This window comes from Pedobacter sp. KH_004 (genome assembly GCF_057840755.1).
Genome location: NZ_CM174519.1, coordinates 5,236,015 through 5,254,380 on the forward strand (window position 1 = coordinate 5,236,015; position 18,366 = coordinate 5,254,380).

17 protein-coding genes are annotated in these 18,366 nt (G+C 37.1%); 13 read left to right on the forward strand and 4 right to left on the reverse strand.

What is annotated here, in order from left to right; all coding sequences use genetic code 11:
* Positions 1 to 6 precede the first annotated feature (6 nt).
* Positions 7 to 915 (forward strand): type IX secretion system ring subunit PorN/GldN, encoded by a 909-nt coding sequence (gene porN / locus AC3ITD_RS22595; protein WP_489362892.1) that lies wholly within the window; start codon positions 7 to 9, stop codon positions 913 to 915.
* A gap of 147 nt (positions 916 to 1,062) precedes the next feature.
* On the opposite strand, the gene uvrC is transcribed toward porN, so the two are convergent.
* The 3 genes from uvrC to porW all read right to left on the reverse strand — a co-directional run bounded on the left by uvrC (position 1,063) and on the right by porW (position 8,129).
* The gene (gene uvrC, locus AC3ITD_RS22600; protein WP_489362893.1) at positions 1,063 to 2,895 is read right to left on the reverse strand and encodes an excinuclease ABC subunit UvrC; all 1,833 of its coding nucleotides are present in this window, start codon (positions 2,893 to 2,895) and stop codon (positions 1,063 to 1,065) included.
* Between the two features lie 122 nt (positions 2,896 to 3,017).
* A complete protein-coding gene (locus tag AC3ITD_RS22605; protein ID WP_489362894.1) occupies positions 3,018 to 5,240 on the reverse strand; it encodes a transglycosylase domain-containing protein in 2,223 nt (740 codons plus the stop codon).
* Positions 5,241 to 5,351: 111 nt separating this feature from the next.
* A complete protein-coding gene (gene porW, locus AC3ITD_RS22610) occupies positions 5,352 to 8,129 on the reverse strand; it encodes a type IX secretion system periplasmic lipoprotein PorW/SprE (RefSeq protein WP_489362895.1) in 2,778 nt (925 codons plus the stop codon).
* Between the two features lie 109 nt (positions 8,130 to 8,238).
* Here porW and AC3ITD_RS22615 point away from each other — a divergent pair, with 109 nt between their 5' ends.
* From AC3ITD_RS22615 to AC3ITD_RS22670, 12 genes are all read left to right on the forward strand, one after another.
* The gene (locus AC3ITD_RS22615; RefSeq protein ID WP_265799380.1) at positions 8,239 to 8,460 is read left to right on the forward strand and encodes an AtpZ/AtpI family protein; all 222 of its coding nucleotides are present in this window, start codon (positions 8,239 to 8,241) and stop codon (positions 8,458 to 8,460) included.
* Positions 8,461 to 8,658: 198 nt separating this feature from the next.
* Entirely contained in the window at positions 8,659 to 8,982 is a 324-nt protein-coding gene (locus tag AC3ITD_RS22620; RefSeq protein ID WP_489362896.1) for a hypothetical protein, read from the forward strand.
* Between the two features lie 14 nt (positions 8,983 to 8,996).
* The gene (gene atpB / locus AC3ITD_RS22625; protein ID WP_265799378.1) at positions 8,997 to 10,163 is read left to right on the forward strand and encodes a F0F1 ATP synthase subunit A; all 1,167 of its coding nucleotides are present in this window, start codon (positions 8,997 to 8,999) and stop codon (positions 10,161 to 10,163) included.
* A 40-nt stretch (positions 10,164 to 10,203) separates the two neighbouring features.
* Positions 10,204 to 10,416: an ATP synthase F0 subunit C gene (atpE, locus tag AC3ITD_RS22630; protein ID WP_029287406.1), complete on the forward strand. Its 213-nt coding sequence runs from the start codon at positions 10,204 to 10,206 to the stop codon at positions 10,414 to 10,416.
* Positions 10,417 to 10,501: 85 nt separating this feature from the next.
* Positions 10,502 to 10,996 carry a F0F1 ATP synthase subunit B gene (gene atpF, locus AC3ITD_RS22635; protein WP_265799377.1) on the forward strand — a complete coding sequence of 165 codons (495 nt, stop codon included), beginning with the start codon at positions 10,502 to 10,504 and terminating at the stop codon, positions 10,994 to 10,996.
* Between the two features lie 93 nt (positions 10,997 to 11,089).
* Positions 11,090 to 11,629, forward strand: a complete 540-nt coding sequence (gene atpH / locus AC3ITD_RS22640) for an ATP synthase F1 subunit delta (RefSeq protein WP_265799376.1) — start codon at positions 11,090 to 11,092, stop codon at positions 11,627 to 11,629.
* Positions 11,630 to 11,849: 220 nt separating this feature from the next.
* Positions 11,850 to 13,424 carry a F0F1 ATP synthase subunit alpha gene (gene atpA / locus AC3ITD_RS22645; protein WP_265799375.1) on the forward strand — a complete coding sequence of 525 codons (1,575 nt, stop codon included), beginning with the start codon at positions 11,850 to 11,852 and terminating at the stop codon, positions 13,422 to 13,424.
* 78 nt (positions 13,425 to 13,502) lie between these two features.
* Entirely contained in the window at positions 13,503 to 14,396 is an 894-nt protein-coding gene (atpG, locus tag AC3ITD_RS22650; protein WP_056850998.1) for an ATP synthase F1 subunit gamma, read from the forward strand.
* Positions 14,397 to 14,699: 303 nt separating this feature from the next.
* Positions 14,700 to 15,464: a 5'-nucleotidase, lipoprotein e(P4) family gene (locus tag AC3ITD_RS22655; protein ID WP_489362897.1), complete on the forward strand. Its 765-nt coding sequence runs from the start codon at positions 14,700 to 14,702 to the stop codon at positions 15,462 to 15,464.
* A gap of 58 nt (positions 15,465 to 15,522) precedes the next feature.
* Entirely contained in the window at positions 15,523 to 15,741 is a 219-nt protein-coding gene (locus AC3ITD_RS22660; protein ID WP_056850995.1) for a hypothetical protein, read from the forward strand.
* 250 nt (positions 15,742 to 15,991) lie between these two features.
* The gene (locus AC3ITD_RS22665) at positions 15,992 to 16,876 is read left to right on the forward strand and encodes a DUF4349 domain-containing protein (RefSeq protein ID WP_489362898.1); all 885 of its coding nucleotides are present in this window, start codon (positions 15,992 to 15,994) and stop codon (positions 16,874 to 16,876) included.
* Positions 16,877 to 17,182: 306 nt separating this feature from the next.
* A complete protein-coding gene (locus tag AC3ITD_RS22670) occupies positions 17,183 to 17,623 on the forward strand; it encodes a hypothetical protein (RefSeq protein ID WP_489362899.1) in 441 nt (146 codons plus the stop codon).
* A gap of 128 nt (positions 17,624 to 17,751) precedes the next feature.
* Here the strand turns inward: AC3ITD_RS22670 and ruvC are convergent, their stop codons facing one another.
* The gene (ruvC, locus tag AC3ITD_RS22675; RefSeq protein ID WP_489362900.1) at positions 17,752 to 18,339 is read right to left on the reverse strand and encodes a crossover junction endodeoxyribonuclease RuvC; all 588 of its coding nucleotides are present in this window, start codon (positions 18,337 to 18,339) and stop codon (positions 17,752 to 17,754) included.
* Positions 18,340 to 18,366 lie beyond the last annotated feature (27 nt).

An 18,366-nucleotide genomic window follows, 5' to 3' on the forward strand; every position in this document is an offset into this window, starting at 1 on the left:
AAGAAGATGAAAAGGATTGTAAGCATCATTGCCTTGGCTTTATTTACTACGTTGGCTTTCGCACAGAAAAAGCCAAGTAAATTGGCTCCAAAAAAAGTTGCAGTTGCACCAGCACCTGTCGCCGATACCGTTGCAGCGCCAGTTAAAGTAGCCAAGAAAAAGCTTAAGGTTCCACCGAAGGATGGTTTTTATGCCCGTAAGGATATTGATAGTACGGAAATGGTGCCTTTGGCTGATGTTAGAGAGGAAGATGTATTTTATGCAAAGCGTATCTGGAGAGAAATTGACTTAAGGGATACCGTGAATTCATCGCTAAAGTCTCCGAAATCAAGATTAATTGATGTGATCTTAGCTGCTGTTAAAGCCGAAGAATTAACTGCTTATGCGCCTATTGATAGTGTGCTGAACGAAGATGATGCTTTCAATACACCAATGACGAAAGATTCTGCAATGATGGCAGCCGCCGGAACCGTAGAAGTTACAGATGCTAAAGCAGGTACTGTAAAAACTGTTGCAAATGATCTTAACCCTGAATCTTTTTTAAAGTTTAGAATTAAAGAAGACTGGATTTTTGATGTTAAACGTTCTATTTTTGAGCCACGTATTGTAGGTATTGCACCAATGAAATACAATGAGGTTTCAAAGCAATGGCAACCTGTTTTTTGGGTATATTATCCAGAAGCAAGGGAAATATTGACAAAGAAACGTTTAATCAATACCAACAATGATGCTTCATCGTTAAGCTTTGATGATTTTTTTATACGCCGTCTGTTTAGCAGTTATATTGTTAAGGAATCAAATCCTGGAGATAATAAGTTAAGAGATATTATTGCTGATCCTAGACAACGACTATACGAATCAGAAAGAATTAAAAAGTCGGTTCTTGATTACGAACAGGGACTTTGGGAATACTAAAGGAAAAGCTTCGATTTTCATCGGAGCTTTTTTATTTTTAGCTCCCCATCAGTTAAACAGATCGTCATTGCGAGGTATGAAGCCTTCTTACCGCATGCACGCAATTGACTAATTTCTATTACTAAAAATTGATGTGCACCTAAACTATTAGGATGGATTTTCAAATCCCTTTTCAGGGGGCTGCGGGGTAAAATAATCCTGCAAAGTTATCATCTGCTTCTTATTAAGCACCTCGCTTAATTCTTTTTCTGTAGCTTCTCTTATTTTCTTAACCGATTTAAAATGTTTTAGCAATTTGTCGGCTGTAGTTTTACCAATGCCTTCAATTTGTTCCAATTCGGTTTTTAAAGTTCCTTGATCACGCTTTTTGCGGTGAAAGGTAATACCAAACCTGTGCGCTTCGTCACGGAGTTGTTGAATTACTTTTAACGTTTCTGATTTTTTATCGAGATAAAGCGGAAACGAATCACCTGGATAGAAAAGTTCTTCCAATCGTTTCGCAATACCAATAACCGTTACACGATTTTCGATGCCAAGCAACTTCAAGCTTTTCATGGCCGATGAAAGCTGCCCTTTACCGCCATCAATAATAATTAGTTGAGGCAAAGGCTGGTCTTCGTCAAGCATGCGCCTATAACGTCTAAACACAGCCTCCTCCATGGTCGCGAAATCATTTGGACCTTCAACTGTTTTCACGTTGAAGTGGCGATAATCTTTCTTGGAAGGTTTGGCATCTTTAAAAACAACAATTGCCGAGACAGGGTATTTGCCTTGAAAGTTGGAGTTATCAAAACATTCAATATGCTTCGGCAATTGCGTTAGTCGCAAATCTTTTTGCATGGTTGTTAAAATGCGATCTGTCCTTAAATCAGGATTTAACTTTTCGTATTGATTTAGTTTTTCTTTTTTGAAAAACAATACGTTTTTCTGCGACAGCTCTAAAAGTTTCTTTTTTTCACCGAGTTTTGGAACCGTAAATTTTAACGTTTCATCTTCCAAAGAGGGTTCAAATGGAATAATTATTTCTTTTGATGTACTGTTGAACTTTGTTCTGAACTCCAACATCGCTGTGATCAAAAGTTCATCATCACTTTCATCCAATTGCTTTTTAATTTCAATAGTTTGCGTTTGAATGATAGTTCCGTTCATCACTTTCAGGTAGTTCACAAAAGCATAACGCTCATCAGAAGCAATGCTCACCACATCAACATTGGTAATGGCACTATTAACCACGGTCGACTTACTTTGATATTTCTCTAAAACCTGAAGTTTTCGCGAATATTGATGTGCCAGTTCGAAGTTCAATTCTTCTGAAGCAGTTTTGATAATGCCCTTGACATCCCTAATCACATTACCAATTTTGCCGTTTAAAATCTCTTTAATCTCAACAATATTCTGGTTGTAATCACTTTCTGTTTGGTAGGCCTGACATGGGCCTTTACAATTTCCAATCTGAAATTCCAGACATACTTTAAACTTGCCGTCAGCAATATTTTTATCATTTAATGGCAGCGAACAAGTTCGTAGAGGATATGTTTCCTTAATTAGATCTAAGATAGTGTGCATCATGCCAATGGAGCCATAAGGGCCGAAATAGGTTGATCCATCTTTGATTACTTTTCTAGTCCAATAAATGCGTGGATAGGGTTCGTTTTTAACGATTATCCATGGGTAGGTTTTATCGTCCTTTAAATTGATATTAAATTTAGGCTGATGCTTTTTGATCAAACTATTTTCAAGCAACCAGGCATCAATCTCTGTATCAACAATAGTAAAAGTTATCTTCCTGATTTTGGAAACCAGCACTCTGGTTTTGCCGTTAAATTGTTGCTTATCGCTATTGAAATAAGAGCCAACGCGGTTGCGAAGGTCTTTTGCTTTACCAATATACATCAACTTTCCATCTGCATCCCAATATTGATAAACACCAGGTTTATGCGGAATTGCGGTCAGTGCGGTTTTATGGTCAAAAGTGCTCATTAATTACAAAAATAGTATTCAAATGCGAAACCGCTATCTAAACCGATAAGGATTCAATGTTGTGTAAAAGAATTTCGGCTCGTCCATAAGCTACGCAAAGATTCAGACTATCCATGCTTGGATTAAAAGCCTAATTTCTCATCGAGTTCAGGGTTGGTTTCCTCTTCCTGTTGCTGATATTGGTTACAATCGTAGGTAATGGATACGCCTGCTTTCGGGGCTTCAAAATCAGCATGACTTATTTTTAACGCCGGGTTTGCGTAAACCCGTTTAATAAAGCCTGCAAAAATAGGAAGCGCCGTATTTGCACCCTCTCCCTGATTGGTACTGATAAAGTGGAATGCCCGATCTTCGCAACCGGTCCAGATACCGGTTACTAACTGGGGTGTAATGGCCATAAACCAACCATCAGAGTTATTTTGTGTGGTGCCTGTTTTTGCGCCGATTGGTGCGTTAACTTTGTACTTATAATTCAATCTGGAGCCTGTTCCATTTGAGACAACCCCTTTCAGCATTCTGGTCATTACGTAGGCCACCTCTTCGCTCATGATCGGTTTTGGAATCTCTTTTTGCGAGAAAAGCACAACCCCATTTTTATCTTCAATCTTCAGCAAGTAAATTGGTTTTGTATAAACGCCTTTATTTGCGAATGCACCATAAGCACCCACCATGTTATAGATAGATGAATCGAAGGTTCCAAGGCAAATGGAAGGATAAGCAGGAACATTTGGAATACCCATTTTGGTTGCCAAATTGGAAACTGCTACTGGTCCAACCTGTTTCATCAAAAATGCCGTCACATAATTTTGAGAATAAGCTAGTGCTTTTTGTAGTGTTATGGCGCCAGGAAGTGGTTTTCCTGAGTTCCTCGGCGTCCAGTTTTCTCCGTAACCTTCAATCGTTACCGGTGTGTTAGAAACGGTATAACAAGGCGAATATCCATTTTCAATAGCAACGGCGTAAGTAAATGGTTTAGCTGTTGACCCTACTTGTCTGGTTCCCATTTTAACCTGATCATATTTAAAATGCTCATAGTCAATTCCCCCAACCCAGGCCTTCACATGGCCGTTTGTTGGATCCATCGTCATCATCGCATTACGCAATAACATTTTATAATAGCGAACCGAATCAATGGGTTTCATAACGGTATCAATGTCACCCTTCCAGGTAAAAATGGTCATCTCTGCTTTAGTGTTGAAATTTTCTTTTATTTCCTCGTCAGATTTACCCTCCAGTTTTAAGGCTTTATACCGATCTGACCTTTTTACACCTTGCTCAATTTGTAATTCTTTTCCTTTAAATGGATTTCTCCCTTTCCAACTACTGATAAACTGGGCCTGCAAAACCTTCATATACTCTTTTTGGGCTTCTTCGGCATATTTCTGCATGTCGAAATTTAAGGTGGTGTAGATTTTCAATCCATCACGGTCCAAATCATATGGTGTACCATCTGGCTTTACTATTCCCTGCTCCTGGAAGATTGTTTTGATATCGTTTTTCAAAACTGATCTAAAATACGGTGCAATGCCATCATTGACAGTTGCAGCGTTAAATTTCAAACCTAAAGGTTTTTCTTTTTCTTCGTTAAAATCTTTTTGGGTTAACAAATCAGATTTTACCATCATAGCCATAACAGTATTTCTCCGGTTTCTCGAACGCTCCGGATGTCGGGTAGGCGAGTACATCGTAATCCCCTTTTGCATGCCAACCAAAGTTGCCGCCTGGGTTAAAGTTAGTTTATCGGGAGTGGTATTAAAATAAACTCTTGCTGCTGATTTAATTCCATAAGCCTGATTACCGAAATCTACAGTATTGAGGTACATCGTGATGATCTCTTCCTTTGTGTAATTACGCTCTAACTTTACTGCAACTATCCACTCTTTAAATTTGGTGAGTACCAAAGAGAAAAAATTCAGGTTGGATTCTCGCGGAAATAGATTTTTGGCCAACTGTTGAGTAATTGTACTTGCACCTTGTTTTTTGCCGATTAAATTATAGCCGATGATGGTGAAGGTACGTTTGAAATCGATTCCTGAGTGATCTTTGAAACGGGTATCCTCAGTTGCAATTAAGCCATTGATCACATTTTCGGAAATATCTTTATAGGTAACATTGGATCTGTTTTGTACAAAATAGGTTCCCAGAGGGCGTCCATCTTCCGCAATAATTTCTGATGCCTGGTTACTTTTTGGGTGTTCAATATCTCTGAAAGAAGGTAATTCGCCAAAAAGACCAAGTCCGATCATAGATATAAAAATGGCAAAAAGCGCTATTCCGCCTACCAAGATTTTCCAGATGATTAAACTATAACTTTTTGTTTCTTGTGCAGAAAGGGATTTATTCATTTTGTGTTGTAATTAATGCAAAGGCCTAGCAAATTGGAAGCCATTTTGGCCACAAATTTATTAAAATTTTGATGAACTCTTTTTTCGGCCTTTTTTTAGGCAGTTATATGCCTATTTATAGTTGTCTTTTAAAAATTCCAAATATTCATTAACGCGATCTCTGCTATTCAGCTTTTCGAAATTCTCTTTGCTGATAATAAATCCTCTGTAAAGATTTGCCGGAACTTTCATTATGTTTTTTAACTGACCAGCAATGCTCGATTCGTAAATCTTCGCATCTTCTAAATCGATAAAACTGGTAATATAAATCAATTGGTTATTATCCAGCTCAACCAATTTGTGCGCGAGATCATTATCTGGATAATTTCCACGGTTAAACTGACCAATCCCGAAGCGTGACGAACTTAAAGTTAATGTAGCATCGGCTACATCGATAACATAATAATACTCGTTAGATGTGGCTGCGCTAAAAATGCTGGTGGGTTTTACTACGTCAACAGGTTTAACTTCCTTGGGTTTCTCCATTGGTTTTACAGCGGTTTCTACTGGTTTCACTTCTGCGGCAGCATTAATATCTGTATTCAGCGGCTTTGTAGGTAAAGCAATTGGTTTTACCTGGCTCAGGAAACGAGGCTCGTTTGAATCAAAGTCGATCAAGGCAACAGGGCGCTGCTTAAACTCAGCCAGGTTTGCTTCGATATACTTTAAATGATCGCGCACTAATGGCGTAACAATTAAATCGTTTGGGTATTGGGCGGTAATGGAATTAAACTCGGCCAATAATGGATCTAGTTTCGAGGTACGGCCAACGGCAATTGCCTTTAAGTAGGCATATTGTGGGGCCAGATCGTCATCAGGAAACGCGTTTACATTATCATTGGCTTGTTTAATTACGCTTGGATAATCCTTTTTAGCGTAGGCCTCAAAAGCCACGTTGTAGTTTTTATTTGCCATGTTTTCCATCGCACTCTGTTTGGCAGAAAATGATGGATCTAAAATCGTTTTGGCGTAATTCGATTCAGGGTATTTTGTTAGCACTAACTGCTTAAGCTCATTTGATCTATTCTCATCAACACCTTTGTTGTTTAGGTATAAGCTGTAATAAATGGCAGCGAGGTGGTTATTGTTTGGATATCTTCTTAAAAGTTCATCGTAAATTTTATTAGCTTCTTTTTTGTCGTTCAGCTCTTGCTGATAGAAACTAGCGATTTCAAAATAAGCATCTATAATTTTCTGATCTGAAGTAATAAGCAGTTCTGGTGTAACTGGCAATGCGTCCAGATATTGTTTCTCTATCGAAGTTTGATCTGCTGTTGTTGCGGCAGTTGTTCCATTTGCAGGGGCGATGGTGTTGGCTACGTTTCCGCCAGACATTACCTGTGCATTTTCCTGAGCAGATGAGCGCTGGCTTTGACGCCAGTTATCTTCTAATTGTCTGTTGCCCCAGCGCTTTTTAAAATCGGCAAAACCAGTACTTATTGCTGCATTGTTGTTAAAATAGAAGGTATTACCAGAACCAGTTTGAGGTGAATTTAAAGTCTGGTTCGGAAAATCGGGATTATTAAGGCTTTGATTATTTGCAATCGGAATAGTTGCTACTTCAATTTTCTGAGTTAAATACGCTTTCACTTTTGCCTCGCGATCCGTTGCTGGTAACTTCGCAATCATTTGAGCTGTGTCTTCTTTCGAAATTATCGTGTAACGATCTGTTAAATACTGAAGATTATCTGCCTTTTTAACAATTTTATCATAATCAGGAAAGTTTTTTGGCATAATCAACACCGTGCTATCATAGTATAGTTTTGCCTTGATGTAGTTGTTAAGCTCCTTAAAATTTAAATCGGCAATTTTTAAATAAGATAATGCTTTTTGGTTTTGATTTTTTGTGCTCTTCTGAACTGATTTTTGATAGTTTTCTTCTGCTTTCACAAATTTGCCTTCCTTCGAGAAAAGCTCGCCAACCTGATAATATATTTGATCGGTATAGTCGAAATTTTTATCGTCTTTTAGTAACGCCAACAACGCCTTGTCTTCATCGACTTTGTAGCCGCTAATCAATGCCCTTAGCTTTATGCGTTGCAAATTGGCATGGAAATACATTTCAAATGGTGCATTACTGTTTTCAACTTTTGTGTAATTAATAAATGCATTTTGAAGGTCGTTCTCCTGTTCTTGCAGTTGCGCTAAAATATACCGCCATCGGATACGGAATTGTTTTTCATCGCTTGACCGAACAGCGTTTTCGAGCAGCAGGATTGCCTCTTTATTTCTTTTTTGATATATCCTCATTTGGGCGGTTGTAGCCAAAGGTTCGGCGATATCTTTCTTTAGATTATCGGCAGCACGAAGCATGGTATCTAGAATTTTCTCAGCCACCACCATATTATTTAATTCCATTTGGCTGCGTGCTTTCCAGTTCATGGCCATAATAAAGGTCTGTAGATCTTTGTCGTAAGCTTTAGCCACATAATCAAAATATTCGGATGCAATGAAATAGTTTCCTTTTAAATAGTTCGCTTTGCCTAAAAGCATGTAAGCATCATCTATATAATTACTGAAACTTTTATCGTTAATGATAGTTTGTCCTTTTGTAATTACCTCATCAAGTTGTTTATTTGGAGCACCTGGAGTAAGCACTAAATTAACCTGTGGTTCTGGATCAAGATAAACAGGTAATGTTTTTTCGTAATTATCAGGGTAACTTTGCAGTAAACCGTCATTATATTCGGTGAGCAGTACCTTAGAATTATAGATATAGTTATAGCGTGCCGTCAAGTTTTGAAACTTACGGTCGATAGCAGTATCTTTATTTGCTACACAGCCATAAGCAAAAAGCAGGCTGAAAAGAATGATGAGGGGATTGAAGGTCTGGTTGGAGTATTTTTTCAAGTATAATCAGTCGCGTTAGTGAATATACAACAAACAAAATTTTAGCAAGAATATTTTCTTTGTTGGCAAAACTTAATATTCAAAGTTAACTTAATTATTGCATTTATAAATGGAAAATCCTAAAGAAGAAGATACATCAAAAAAAGTAAATGCAGCGGCAAAATATTCAGCCATAGGCTTTCAAATGATTGCCACTATTGGATTGTTAACTTTTATAGGCTATAAAATAGATGAACATCGAAATAGTAAAACAAAGTTAATAACGGCTGCATTTGCACTTGCTGGTGTGGGCATTGCATTATATCAGGCTATAAAGCAAGCTACACGATAAACCGTGCCCATCTTAAATCGCTTCATTGCTATTTAATTTGATGGTAAACTAATTAGAAATCAAACAATTTAACAATATTTCATCCTTAAATCTTATCTTTGCCAAAGTTTTTAATTGTAAAGAATTATTCCTTTGACGCTAACCAAGTTTACAAGCATCTACTTCATTTTTGTTGGAATACTGATAGCTATAATCGCTGTGTTACCCGACATTTTTCCTGAAAAGCAGATTTTGGTTAAGAATTTTTGGGTAATTTTTGGCTTTATGGCTGGCATCACCTACATCGCATATATGCTGGTTGATATCGGTATAAAACGTGATCCTGAGGTAGGCGTGATGGCGATCATGGGATCAATTGCAGTGAAGATGATTTTTTGTATGGCTTTTGTGCTGGTTTACAGTATAAAAGCAAAGGGAAACGGGCTACTTTTTGCACTAAATTTTTTTTCTGTGTATTTATTGTTTACAGCCTTTGAAATATACTGTTTGTTGCGTAACTTGCGCCACCAAAATTTAAAGTAAAAAACTGCCAATAAATGGATTGTAACCAAGTTTTTGTGTCGAAAGTTAAGAAGGTAATCTTTGTTTTTACGCTTTTAATCGCGTTTTTATCTATCAGAAATAATACTTTCGCCCAGGCTGATAGTACTATTGCTTCTCCTGATAGTGTTGTTGCTGAATCTGCTCATGCAGTTTCCGGCGAGCACGGAGCAACAGAACACGGTGAAGAGAAGTTCGAGCCAACTAAAGTGATTATGGAACACATCGCAGATTCGCATGTGTGGCATTTATGGGGACACACCTCGATTCCTCTTCCAGTAATTCTATATACTGCTGGTGGTCTGGAAGTTTTTTCTTCAGCACATTTTCATCATGGTGAGCAAGATTATCAAGGTAAATACAATAAATACCGTTTGGTAACAGGTTTAAAACAAAGCATGACTAAAGATATGTTCAACAAGAACATTAAAGTAGTTGGTGCTGACGGCCAAATTGATGAAGCAGCATCTGATACAGTAATTGATTTCTCAATTACAAAAAATGTAGCTGCGATGTTCATTTCCATTCTTTTGATTGTGGTTATTTTCGGTTCAATAGCTGCCAGCTACAGAAAGAGAATTGGGAAAGCTCCAAAAGGATTACAGTCTTTCTTGGAGCCGGTGATCATATTTGTGAGAGATGATATCGCAAAACCAAACATCGGACATAAATACGCAAAGTTTATGCCCTACTTGTTAACAATATTCTTTTTCATCCTATTTAATAACTTATTAGGTTTATTTCCAGTTTTCCCTGGTAGTGCAAACGTAACCGGTAATATTGCTTTAACTTTTGTGATGGCAACAGCTACCATGTTAGTAGTTAACTTAAACGGTAACAAATATTACTGGAAACACATTCTTACTCCAGATGTGCCTTGGTGGCTATATCCAATCATGATACCTGTAGAGCTTATTGGTATTATTTCAAAGCCGTTCGCTTTAATGGTTCGTTTGTTCGCAAACATTACCGCTGGTCACATCATTGTGTTGAGTTTAATCTCGCTTATTTTTATTTTCAAAACATTAGCTATCGCTCCTGTTTCAGTTGCATTCGTTTTATTTATGGATGTTTTGGAATTATTGGTAGCATTTTTACAAGCGTTTATTTTTACATTGTTATCTGCGCTGTTTATCGGAATGGCAGTAGAAGAGCATCATTAACAGAAAACTATTTTTTACAAATTATATAATTAAATTAGTTATGGTAGGTTCAATCGCGGCAATTGGTGCCGGTTTAGCAGTAATTGGTGCCGGTATCGGTATCGGTCATGTAGGTGGTAAAGCAATGGAAGGTATTGCTCGTCAGCCTGAGGCTGCATCAAAAATTCAAACTGCAATGATTATTGCTGCTGCCCTTATTGAGGGTGCTGCATTATTCGGTGTGGTAGTTGCATTATTAGGCTTAGGCGTTTAATAGCAATTTAGAATTATTAATCGGGAATTCGACGATTGGTTGTTTTCCCGATTTTAACGAAAAAGTCAATAAAAAAATATAAAAAATGGAATTAGTTACCCCAAGTATTGGATTGGTTTTCTGGACAGCTTTAGCTTTTATTTTCCTATTACTATTACTTAGAAAACTTGCATGGAAGCCAATTTTAGGAGCTATTCATGAGCGTGAGCAAAGTATTGATGAGGCTTTAAACAAAGCGGAGTTAGCTAAGCAAGAAATGGCTCGTTTAACTGCTCAAAATCAAGATTTGATGCAACAAGCACGTGCTGAACGCGATGAGATTTTGAAAGAAGCCAAAACGCTAAAAGATAGTATTTTAAACGAGGCTAAAAAACAAGCACAAGTAGAAGGTTCTAAATTGATCGAGAAAGCAAAAATCGAGATTGAAAACCAAAAGAAAGTGGCTTTGGCTGAAGTGAAAGATCAGGTTTCTACTTTATCATTAGAGATTGCTGAACGTGTTTTGCGTAACCAATTGGATGATAAAACAAAACAAGAAGCTTTAGTAGCTAATTTGTTAAAAGACGTTGAATTAAATTAAGTTTCAAAGTATAAGGTTTAAAGTGCAAAGTTCAAAGTTTCAATCTCTGGGTTAAACTTTCAACTTTCAACTTTCAACTTTCAACTCAAATATATGTCAGAAATTAAAGTAGCAGGCAGATATGCCAAATCATTAATCGACTTAGCTGTTGAAAATAACGGCCTGGCTGAATCTTATAATGATATGGTTTTATTTGAAAAAGTGGTTGATGAAACTCCTGAACTAGAAGCGATATTGAAGAACCCAATTGTGCCTTTAGATAAAAAGATTGGCATATTGAATGGAATTTTTGCTGATAAACTAGGTAAGTTGACCCTTGCTTTTTTTAAAATTGTTGTTAATAAAGGCCGTTCGGCTATTTTATTTGCTACTGCAAAACAATTTATTCAACAGTATAATAAAATTAAAGGTATTGTAACTGCTGATGTAACTACAGCAACTACTTTAAGCCCAACTGCTAAGCAGGAGATTATTGCCATTGTAAAAAGAGAATTAGGTGCCAATGAAGTTATCGTTAAAGAAAAAATTGATGAGAAGCTGATTGGTGGGTTTATTTTAAAAGTAGGTGATAAGCAATTTGATGCAAGTATTGCCAGTGGTTTAAGTAAACTTAAAAAAGAATTTGCTGCTTAGAAGTATAAAGTATTTAGTATTGAGTATCAAGACTGACTTTGTTAAACTTTGAGGGAGACTGAAATAACAAAGGGCTATAGCACAATAATATATAAACCCGATTGACAGCGGTATTTTTGTCATCCAGAGCGTAGTTGAAGGACAAAAGTTAAGCAGAAGTGGGACTAGAATAACAAAAGAACTACAAGATTTACATTTACAAAAAGATATAATTAAAACTATGGTAGAGGTAAGACCAGACGAAGTTTCGGCAATTATCAGACAGCAATTGGCGGGCTTCAAATCAGAAACCGAACTGGAAGAAGTTGGTACCGTGTTGCAAGTGGGCGACGGTATTGCCCGTGTTTACGGTTTAACTAAAGTTCAATCGGGTGAGTTGGTTGAATTTGCAAACGGCCTGCAAGGCATTGTATTAAACCTTGAAGAAGATAACGTTGGTGTGGTACTTTTGGGTGCATCTGACGAGATTAAAGAAGGTGATACCATTAAACGTACCAAAAAAATTGCCTCTATTAAAGTTGGTGAAGGTATGCTTGGCCGCGTAGTGAACACTTTGGGTGAGCCTTTAGATGGTAAAGGTCCAATCTTAGGTGAAACTTACGAGATGCCTTTAGAGCGTAAAGCACCAGGTGTAATTTATCGTCAGCCGGTAAATGAGCCTTTACAAACGGGTATTAAAGCAATTGATGCAATGATTCCAATTGGTCGTGGTCAACGTGAGTTGGTTATTGGCGATCGTCAGATTGGTAAAACTGCTGTTTGTATCGATACTATTATTAACCAAAAAGAATTTTATGAAGCAGGCCAGCCTGTGTTTTGTATTTATGTAGCTATCGGTCAGAAAAACTCTACCGTTGCTAACATTGTACGCACACTGGAAGAAAATGGCGCTTTACCATATACTGTTGTTGTTGCTGCTTCGGCTGCTGATCCTGCTCCAATGCAGTTTTATGCTCCTTTTGCTGGTGCTGCAATTGGCGAGTTTTTCCGCGATACAGGTAGACCAGCTCTAATTGTTTATGATGATTTATCTAAACAGGCAGTTGCTTACCGTGAGGTGTCATTATTACTTCGTCGTCCACCGGGTCGTGAGGCTTATCCAGGTGACGTTTTCTATTTACACAGTCGTTTGTTAGAAAGAGCTGCGAAAATCAATGCGAATGATGATATCGCTAAAGACATGAATGATTTACCAGATTCGATTAGACATATCGTTAAAGGTGGTGGTTCATTAACAGCTTTACCAATTATCGAAACTCAAGCGGGTGACGTTTCTGCATATATTCCAACTAACGTAATTTCGATTACTGATGGTCAGATTTTCTTAGAGTCGAACTTGTTTAACTCGGGTATCCGTCCGGCTATTAACGTAGGTATTTCGGTATCACGTGTGGGTGGTAATGCTCAAATTAAATCGATGAAAAAAGTAGCAGGTACTTTAAAGTTAGATCAGGCTCAATACCGCGAGTTAGAGGCTTTCTCTAAATTCGGCTCTGACTTAGATGCTGCAACGAAATCAGTTTTAGATAAAGGTGCCCGTAACGTAGAGATGTTAAAACAAGCGCAGTTTTCTCCATTTACGGTAGAGAAACAAGTTGCAATCGTTTATGCAGGTACTAAAAATTTAATGCGTAGCGTCCCTGTTAACAAGGTTAAAGAATTTGAAACTGAATATTTAACTCAATTAGAAATGCGTCATCCAGAAACTTTAGCGGCTTTAAAGGCTGGTAAATTTGATGATACCATTACTGGCGTTTTAGATACAGTAGCAAAAGAGATTTCAAGTAAATACTAAATTTAGTCAACAGTCTTAAGTCCACAGTCGTTAGTCGACTATAGACTTAAGACTAAAGACTGAAGACTATTATAAAGAATGGCTAATTTAAAAGAAGTAAGAAACCGGATTGCATCGGTACAATCAACACAGCAAATTACCAAAGCTATGAAAATGGTTTCGGCGGCGAAGTTGAAACGTGCTACAAATGCAATTATCGCTTTACGTCCTTATGCAACGAAACTGAAAGAGATTTTAGGAAATCTTTCTGCAAGTTTGGAAGGTTCTTCATCGCCTTTTATCCAAGAGCGTGAACCTAATAAGGTTTTAATTGTGACGGTATCATCAAACCGTGGTTTGGCTGGTGCTTTTAACATGAACGTAATTAAAGCGGCCAATAATTTAATTGCAGAAAAATATAGCGAACAGTTTAAAAACGGTAACGTAAGCATTATTTCTATCGGTAAGAAAACTCAAGATTTTTACGAAAAACGTAAATACAATGTTATTGGCAACAATAATGAAGTGTATTCTGCTTTAACTTTTGAAAATGTAACTAAGATTACAGATGCCATTATGGCTGGCTTTTTAAAGGGCGAGTTTGATAAAGTGGAAGTAGTTTACAATCGTTTTAGAAACGCAGCCGTACAGTTTATTACTACTGAACAATTATTGCCTCTTCCAAAAGTAGAAGCAGTTGCAGAAACTAAAGAAGAGAAAAAGGCAGCAAATGTTGATTATATTTTAGAGCCTTCTCAGGAAGAAATTGTAGAGCAATTAATCCCTAAGTCTATTAAAATTCAGTTATACAAAGCTGTGTTAGATTCTCACGCATCTGAGCACGGTGCCCGTATGACGTCAATGGATAAAGCAACTGAAAACGCTGGCGAGTTGTTGAAGGCCTTGAAACTTTCTTATAACCAAGCTCGTCAGGCAGCAATTACAACTGAGTTAACGGAGATTGTAAGTGGTGCAGCAGCGTTGAACGGATAAGTTTAGTCTGGAGTCAAGACTCATTTTAATATTATAAGCCCATTTCTTAATTGAAATGGGCTTTTTTATGCTGAGCGTTTGAGGTTGCCGCCAAAGGGGCAAAGAAAACAAATAATTAGTCTTTATGTGCTTTGGTAAAGGCTATTGTTACTTTTGTGTTTAATTTAAATTAGATATAGATACATATAGTTTTAAAACAGATTTAATTATAATCCAAAATTATTATGATTATTCTGGAATGAAATCCAGAATGATTATGTTTTTATTGGATCTCTAATTCTATTTTGTCAATGATTTCCAGTTATGAAAAAACACATCTTCATCATTCTATCGCTCCTCCCTTTTTTTGCGTCAGCTCAAAATCCAGCCAGAGATTACACCAATGCCGTACTTTGGCAACAAACCAGTGGCGAATATCGGGCGTTATGTTTTCAGGCTTATAACTTCGCTCGCTTGTCACTAAAAGAAGCAATGTGGGCTGATACCAGCAAAAAACCGAACTGCGTTATTGTAGACATAGATGAAACCGTTTTGGATAATTCTCCATTTCAAGGACACGAAATTAAAAAAGGCTTGAGTTATAATCCTGCCGATTGGACAGCGTGGACCAGCCTGGCGAAAGCCGATACCGTACCAGGAGCATTGGCATTTTTGAGGTTTGCAGCTTCAAAAAATATTGAAACTTTTTACCTCAGCAATCGCGATGAAAAGGATTATGCCGCAACGCTTAAAAATTTACAAGCTTTTGGTTTTCCTTATGCAGATGATGCACATTTATTAGTTGCAAAAGGAACTTCGAATAAAGAACCTCGACGCCAAAAAATCGCTGAAACTCATGATATACTCTTGTTTTGTGGCGATAATTTGAGCGATTTTTCTAACATTTTTTACCGTGAACAAAAGATTACTTTCGATCAGGTAAAGGCAAATCAAAACCTTTTCGGGATCAAATTTATTGTGTTACCAAACCCCATGTATGGCGATTGGGAAAAACCATTGTACACCGGTGAAAAACTAAACGATGAAGACAAAGCAAAACAGCGTTTAGAACGATTAAAAAGTTACTAAACATATATAAATATTCAGCAATAAGTATTACTTTTGCTGCATCATAAAAATAAACATTATGGAGAACAGCGAATTAAAGCACAATACAGAAAGTATGAAAACGGCTAATCAGCCAGGGATATATAAATTAATGATTTTTGGTGTATTGATTTGTATGGTTGGTACTTACGCTCGTTTTGCATTCGATTCTTGGGTGTTATCATTGGTTTCATGGATTATCCTTTTTATTGGTGCCATCATCAGCATTAAAGGAGTATTCAAAATTTTAGACGCATAAAATATTTCTCTCTAAATACAGAGCCGATGATATACCAGTATCATCGGCTTTTTTATTTACTGTCCTTTCCTTTTATGGAAAAATCAGTCCTATTGCATCTAAACTTAAACGTTTTTAAGGTTGGGTTACCTATTTCTATTTTTAGTATAAAGGGGAAATATGACGACTTAACCTAACCAAAAACGTCTAACTTCTAATGGCCATTTGAAGCAAATATTTAAAATGATTAATTTATTAGAACCCCAGAATCATGAAAAGGAATATCATTGCTGCTGCCATTATTTTAATAATTTTTGGCTGCAATAGCAAAAAAGAAGGATACGTTACAGATAGTGCTGCCGAAGCCAAAGAAATACAAATACCAGATACGGTAATTGCAGATAAAATTATTAAAACTGCCGACATGCGCTTCCGTGTGAAGGATGTTCAAAATACCAAAGAAAAGCTGAGTCAGATTATTAGATCAGAAGGAGGAACAGTTGCCGAATTTTCTATCAATAGTACCATACAAGAAACCGACAAATTTAAATTAACAGCCGACTCGTCGAAGGAAATTACTTCCTATCGAACCGATGGTATTTTGGTAGCTAAGATCCCAGCACAAGGCTTGGATGAGTTTACCAACGCAATTGCGAAAATGGCTGTTTTTGTAAATAGTTCTTCTTTAAAACTTGATGATCAAAGTATAAATTATCTGGCTAATCAGTTAAAAGGCCAGAATAGGATAGATGCTTCTAAGCAAATTGGGGAAATTCCGAGCAAAAAAACAGCTAACATCACAACTTCTATGAATTTAAGTGATGAATCTATCGACCGGAAAATAGATAACATGAGTATTGATGCCAAGGTGAAGTTTAGCACTATTACGCTGAACTTCTACCAGGATAATACGGTTAAAACAATGATCGTTGCAAATGACAATCTCTACGATTATCGGCCGGCATTTGGTAACCGTTTGTGGTTAAACATCGTAAACGGCTGGACTATTTTTAAAGAGATTATCCTCGCCCTTGCTAACTTATGGATGTTGGTTCTTGTTGGCATCGCAGCCTTCTTTACCGTTAGATATTTTGTGAGAAAAAATAAGGTGGCCATGGAAAGGGCAACCAGGAACATGATGGAAAATAGGCAATAGAATTTCATTTTCATCATGAGATTGCCACGGAATGATAGAAGAGTTTTTCTCCCGAGCATGGGGGAGGTACTAACCGATAGGACAGAAGGTATCCGCGTTTAAGTAAGTTGGTCGGCGAGGACACCAATGCTATTAACTTAAGGTATTTATATGTCTGGTGCATTCTGTTTTTTCTTTTTCTAAATGTTATTCTAGGAAAGCTTCTGTCCGGTTCTATAGGTATTTTAGATGATGCTATTAGCTTAATAAGCTTCGACTTCGCTGTGACTTCATTATTAAAATTTATATTTTTAGCAAATGAACTCTATGCTTATTAAACCGGAAGCACTCTGGTATTTATACGACTTTGATCATTTTGAGGAAGTAGATGATTATCTGCGTCGCTTGGGGTTTATTTCTCAAAGCAATGAAGATCCTTTTAAACTATATAAAGGAAGAAATGAGGCCTTGATGATCAGCTTATTAGGTGATGATATAGTTCAGCTTAATTATAAAACCATGGATGAACAAAACTATCTCACGTTTATCAACTATGCGAAGGTTAATTTGGGTTATATTTTGATACACGAAGATCAAAAAGCTACATCAAGCTTCCTTCGGTATGATGATGATAGGCATAGTCTGGTTTTTATGGTAATTTCAGTAGATATTCTTACATCTTATACCGTCATATTACAAGAGAAGTTGGATCAGAACACTGAAGTTTTACCAGATATTAGTATCGGTCTGCCTCCGCAAGCAAGTTAAACAGAACTTAATAACAAGACAATAAGTGTTTTATTTTTGATTAAGACGGCCACGAAATGATAGGAGGAATCATTTCTCTCAATGACGAAAAAGGTGTCTAATCAGGCGGTCGGTGTTTCACTGACCGATTATTTCTTCACTTTCACAGCCAGACCCTTCACTTTCGTTTTGTTATCGCTCACGAAAGACTCCCACCCAGAATAAGTTTTCGATTTGCCCGTTGAGGTGATTTTTTGAAAAGAGTGGCAAACAGCAACGGCTAAACCATCGGTTGCATCTAAAAACTCTGGTGTTTCTTTAAAATTCAATAACCTTTGTAACATCGAAGCAACTTGCTCTTTAGTTGCGTTTCCGTTGCCGGTGATGGATTGTTTGATTTTTCTCGGAGCGTATTCTGTTACCGAAATATTTCTGGAAAGTGCTGCTGCAATTGCGATGCCTTGCGCTCTTCCTAATTTTAAGAGTACCTGAATGTTTTTTCCATAAAAAGGTGCTTCAATCGCTAAAACATCTGGTTTGTATTGATCAATTAGCACCACTGTTTTTTCGAAAATGCGTTGCAGTTTTAAGAATGGGTCATCAAGGTGTGTCATCTTAACTACCCCTAAACTAATCAGTTCTGTTTTATTTCCCTTCTCTAAAATTATGCCATAGCCCATTACTGCAGTGCCGGGGTCGATGCCCATAATTATCCGCTCTTTTTTTTCATTCAACATTACAGCAATATTAAGCATATTTGCAAA

Excerpts from the sequence above, each read along its gene's own strand:
- porN (WP_489362892.1), top strand. The coding sequence starts at position 7 with ATGAAAAGGATTGTAAGCATCATTGCCTTGGCTTTATTTACTACGTTG.
- uvrC (WP_489362893.1), bottom strand. The coding sequence starts at position 2,895 with ATGAGCACTTTTGACCATAAAACCGCACTGACCGCAATTCCGCATAAA.
- AC3ITD_RS22605 (WP_489362894.1), bottom strand. The coding sequence starts at position 5,240 with ATGAATAAATCCCTTTCTGCACAAGAAACAAAAAGTTATAGTTTAATC.
- AC3ITD_RS22615 (WP_265799380.1), top strand. The coding sequence starts at position 8,239 with ATGGAAAATCCTAAAGAAGAAGATACATCAAAAAAAGTAAATGCAGCG.
- atpB (WP_265799378.1), top strand. The coding sequence starts at position 8,997 with ATGGATTGTAACCAAGTTTTTGTGTCGAAAGTTAAGAAGGTAATCTTT.
- atpE (WP_029287406.1), top strand. The coding sequence starts at position 10,204 with ATGGTAGGTTCAATCGCGGCAATTGGTGCCGGTTTAGCAGTAATTGGT.
- atpF (WP_265799377.1), top strand. The coding sequence starts at position 10,502 with ATGGAATTAGTTACCCCAAGTATTGGATTGGTTTTCTGGACAGCTTTA.
- atpH (WP_265799376.1), top strand. The coding sequence starts at position 11,090 with ATGTCAGAAATTAAAGTAGCAGGCAGATATGCCAAATCATTAATCGAC.
- atpA (WP_265799375.1), top strand. The coding sequence starts at position 11,850 with ATGGTAGAGGTAAGACCAGACGAAGTTTCGGCAATTATCAGACAGCAA.
- atpG (WP_056850998.1), top strand. The coding sequence starts at position 13,503 with ATGGCTAATTTAAAAGAAGTAAGAAACCGGATTGCATCGGTACAATCA.
- AC3ITD_RS22655 (WP_489362897.1), top strand. The coding sequence starts at position 14,700 with ATGAAAAAACACATCTTCATCATTCTATCGCTCCTCCCTTTTTTTGCG.
- AC3ITD_RS22660 (WP_056850995.1), top strand. The coding sequence starts at position 15,523 with ATGGAGAACAGCGAATTAAAGCACAATACAGAAAGTATGAAAACGGCT.
- AC3ITD_RS22665 (WP_489362898.1), top strand. The coding sequence starts at position 15,992 with ATGAAAAGGAATATCATTGCTGCTGCCATTATTTTAATAATTTTTGGC.
- AC3ITD_RS22670 (WP_489362899.1), top strand. The coding sequence starts at position 17,183 with ATGCTTATTAAACCGGAAGCACTCTGGTATTTATACGACTTTGATCAT.
- ruvC (WP_489362900.1), bottom strand. The coding sequence starts at position 18,339 with ATGTTGAATGAAAAAAAAGAGCGGATAATTATGGGCATCGACCCCGGC.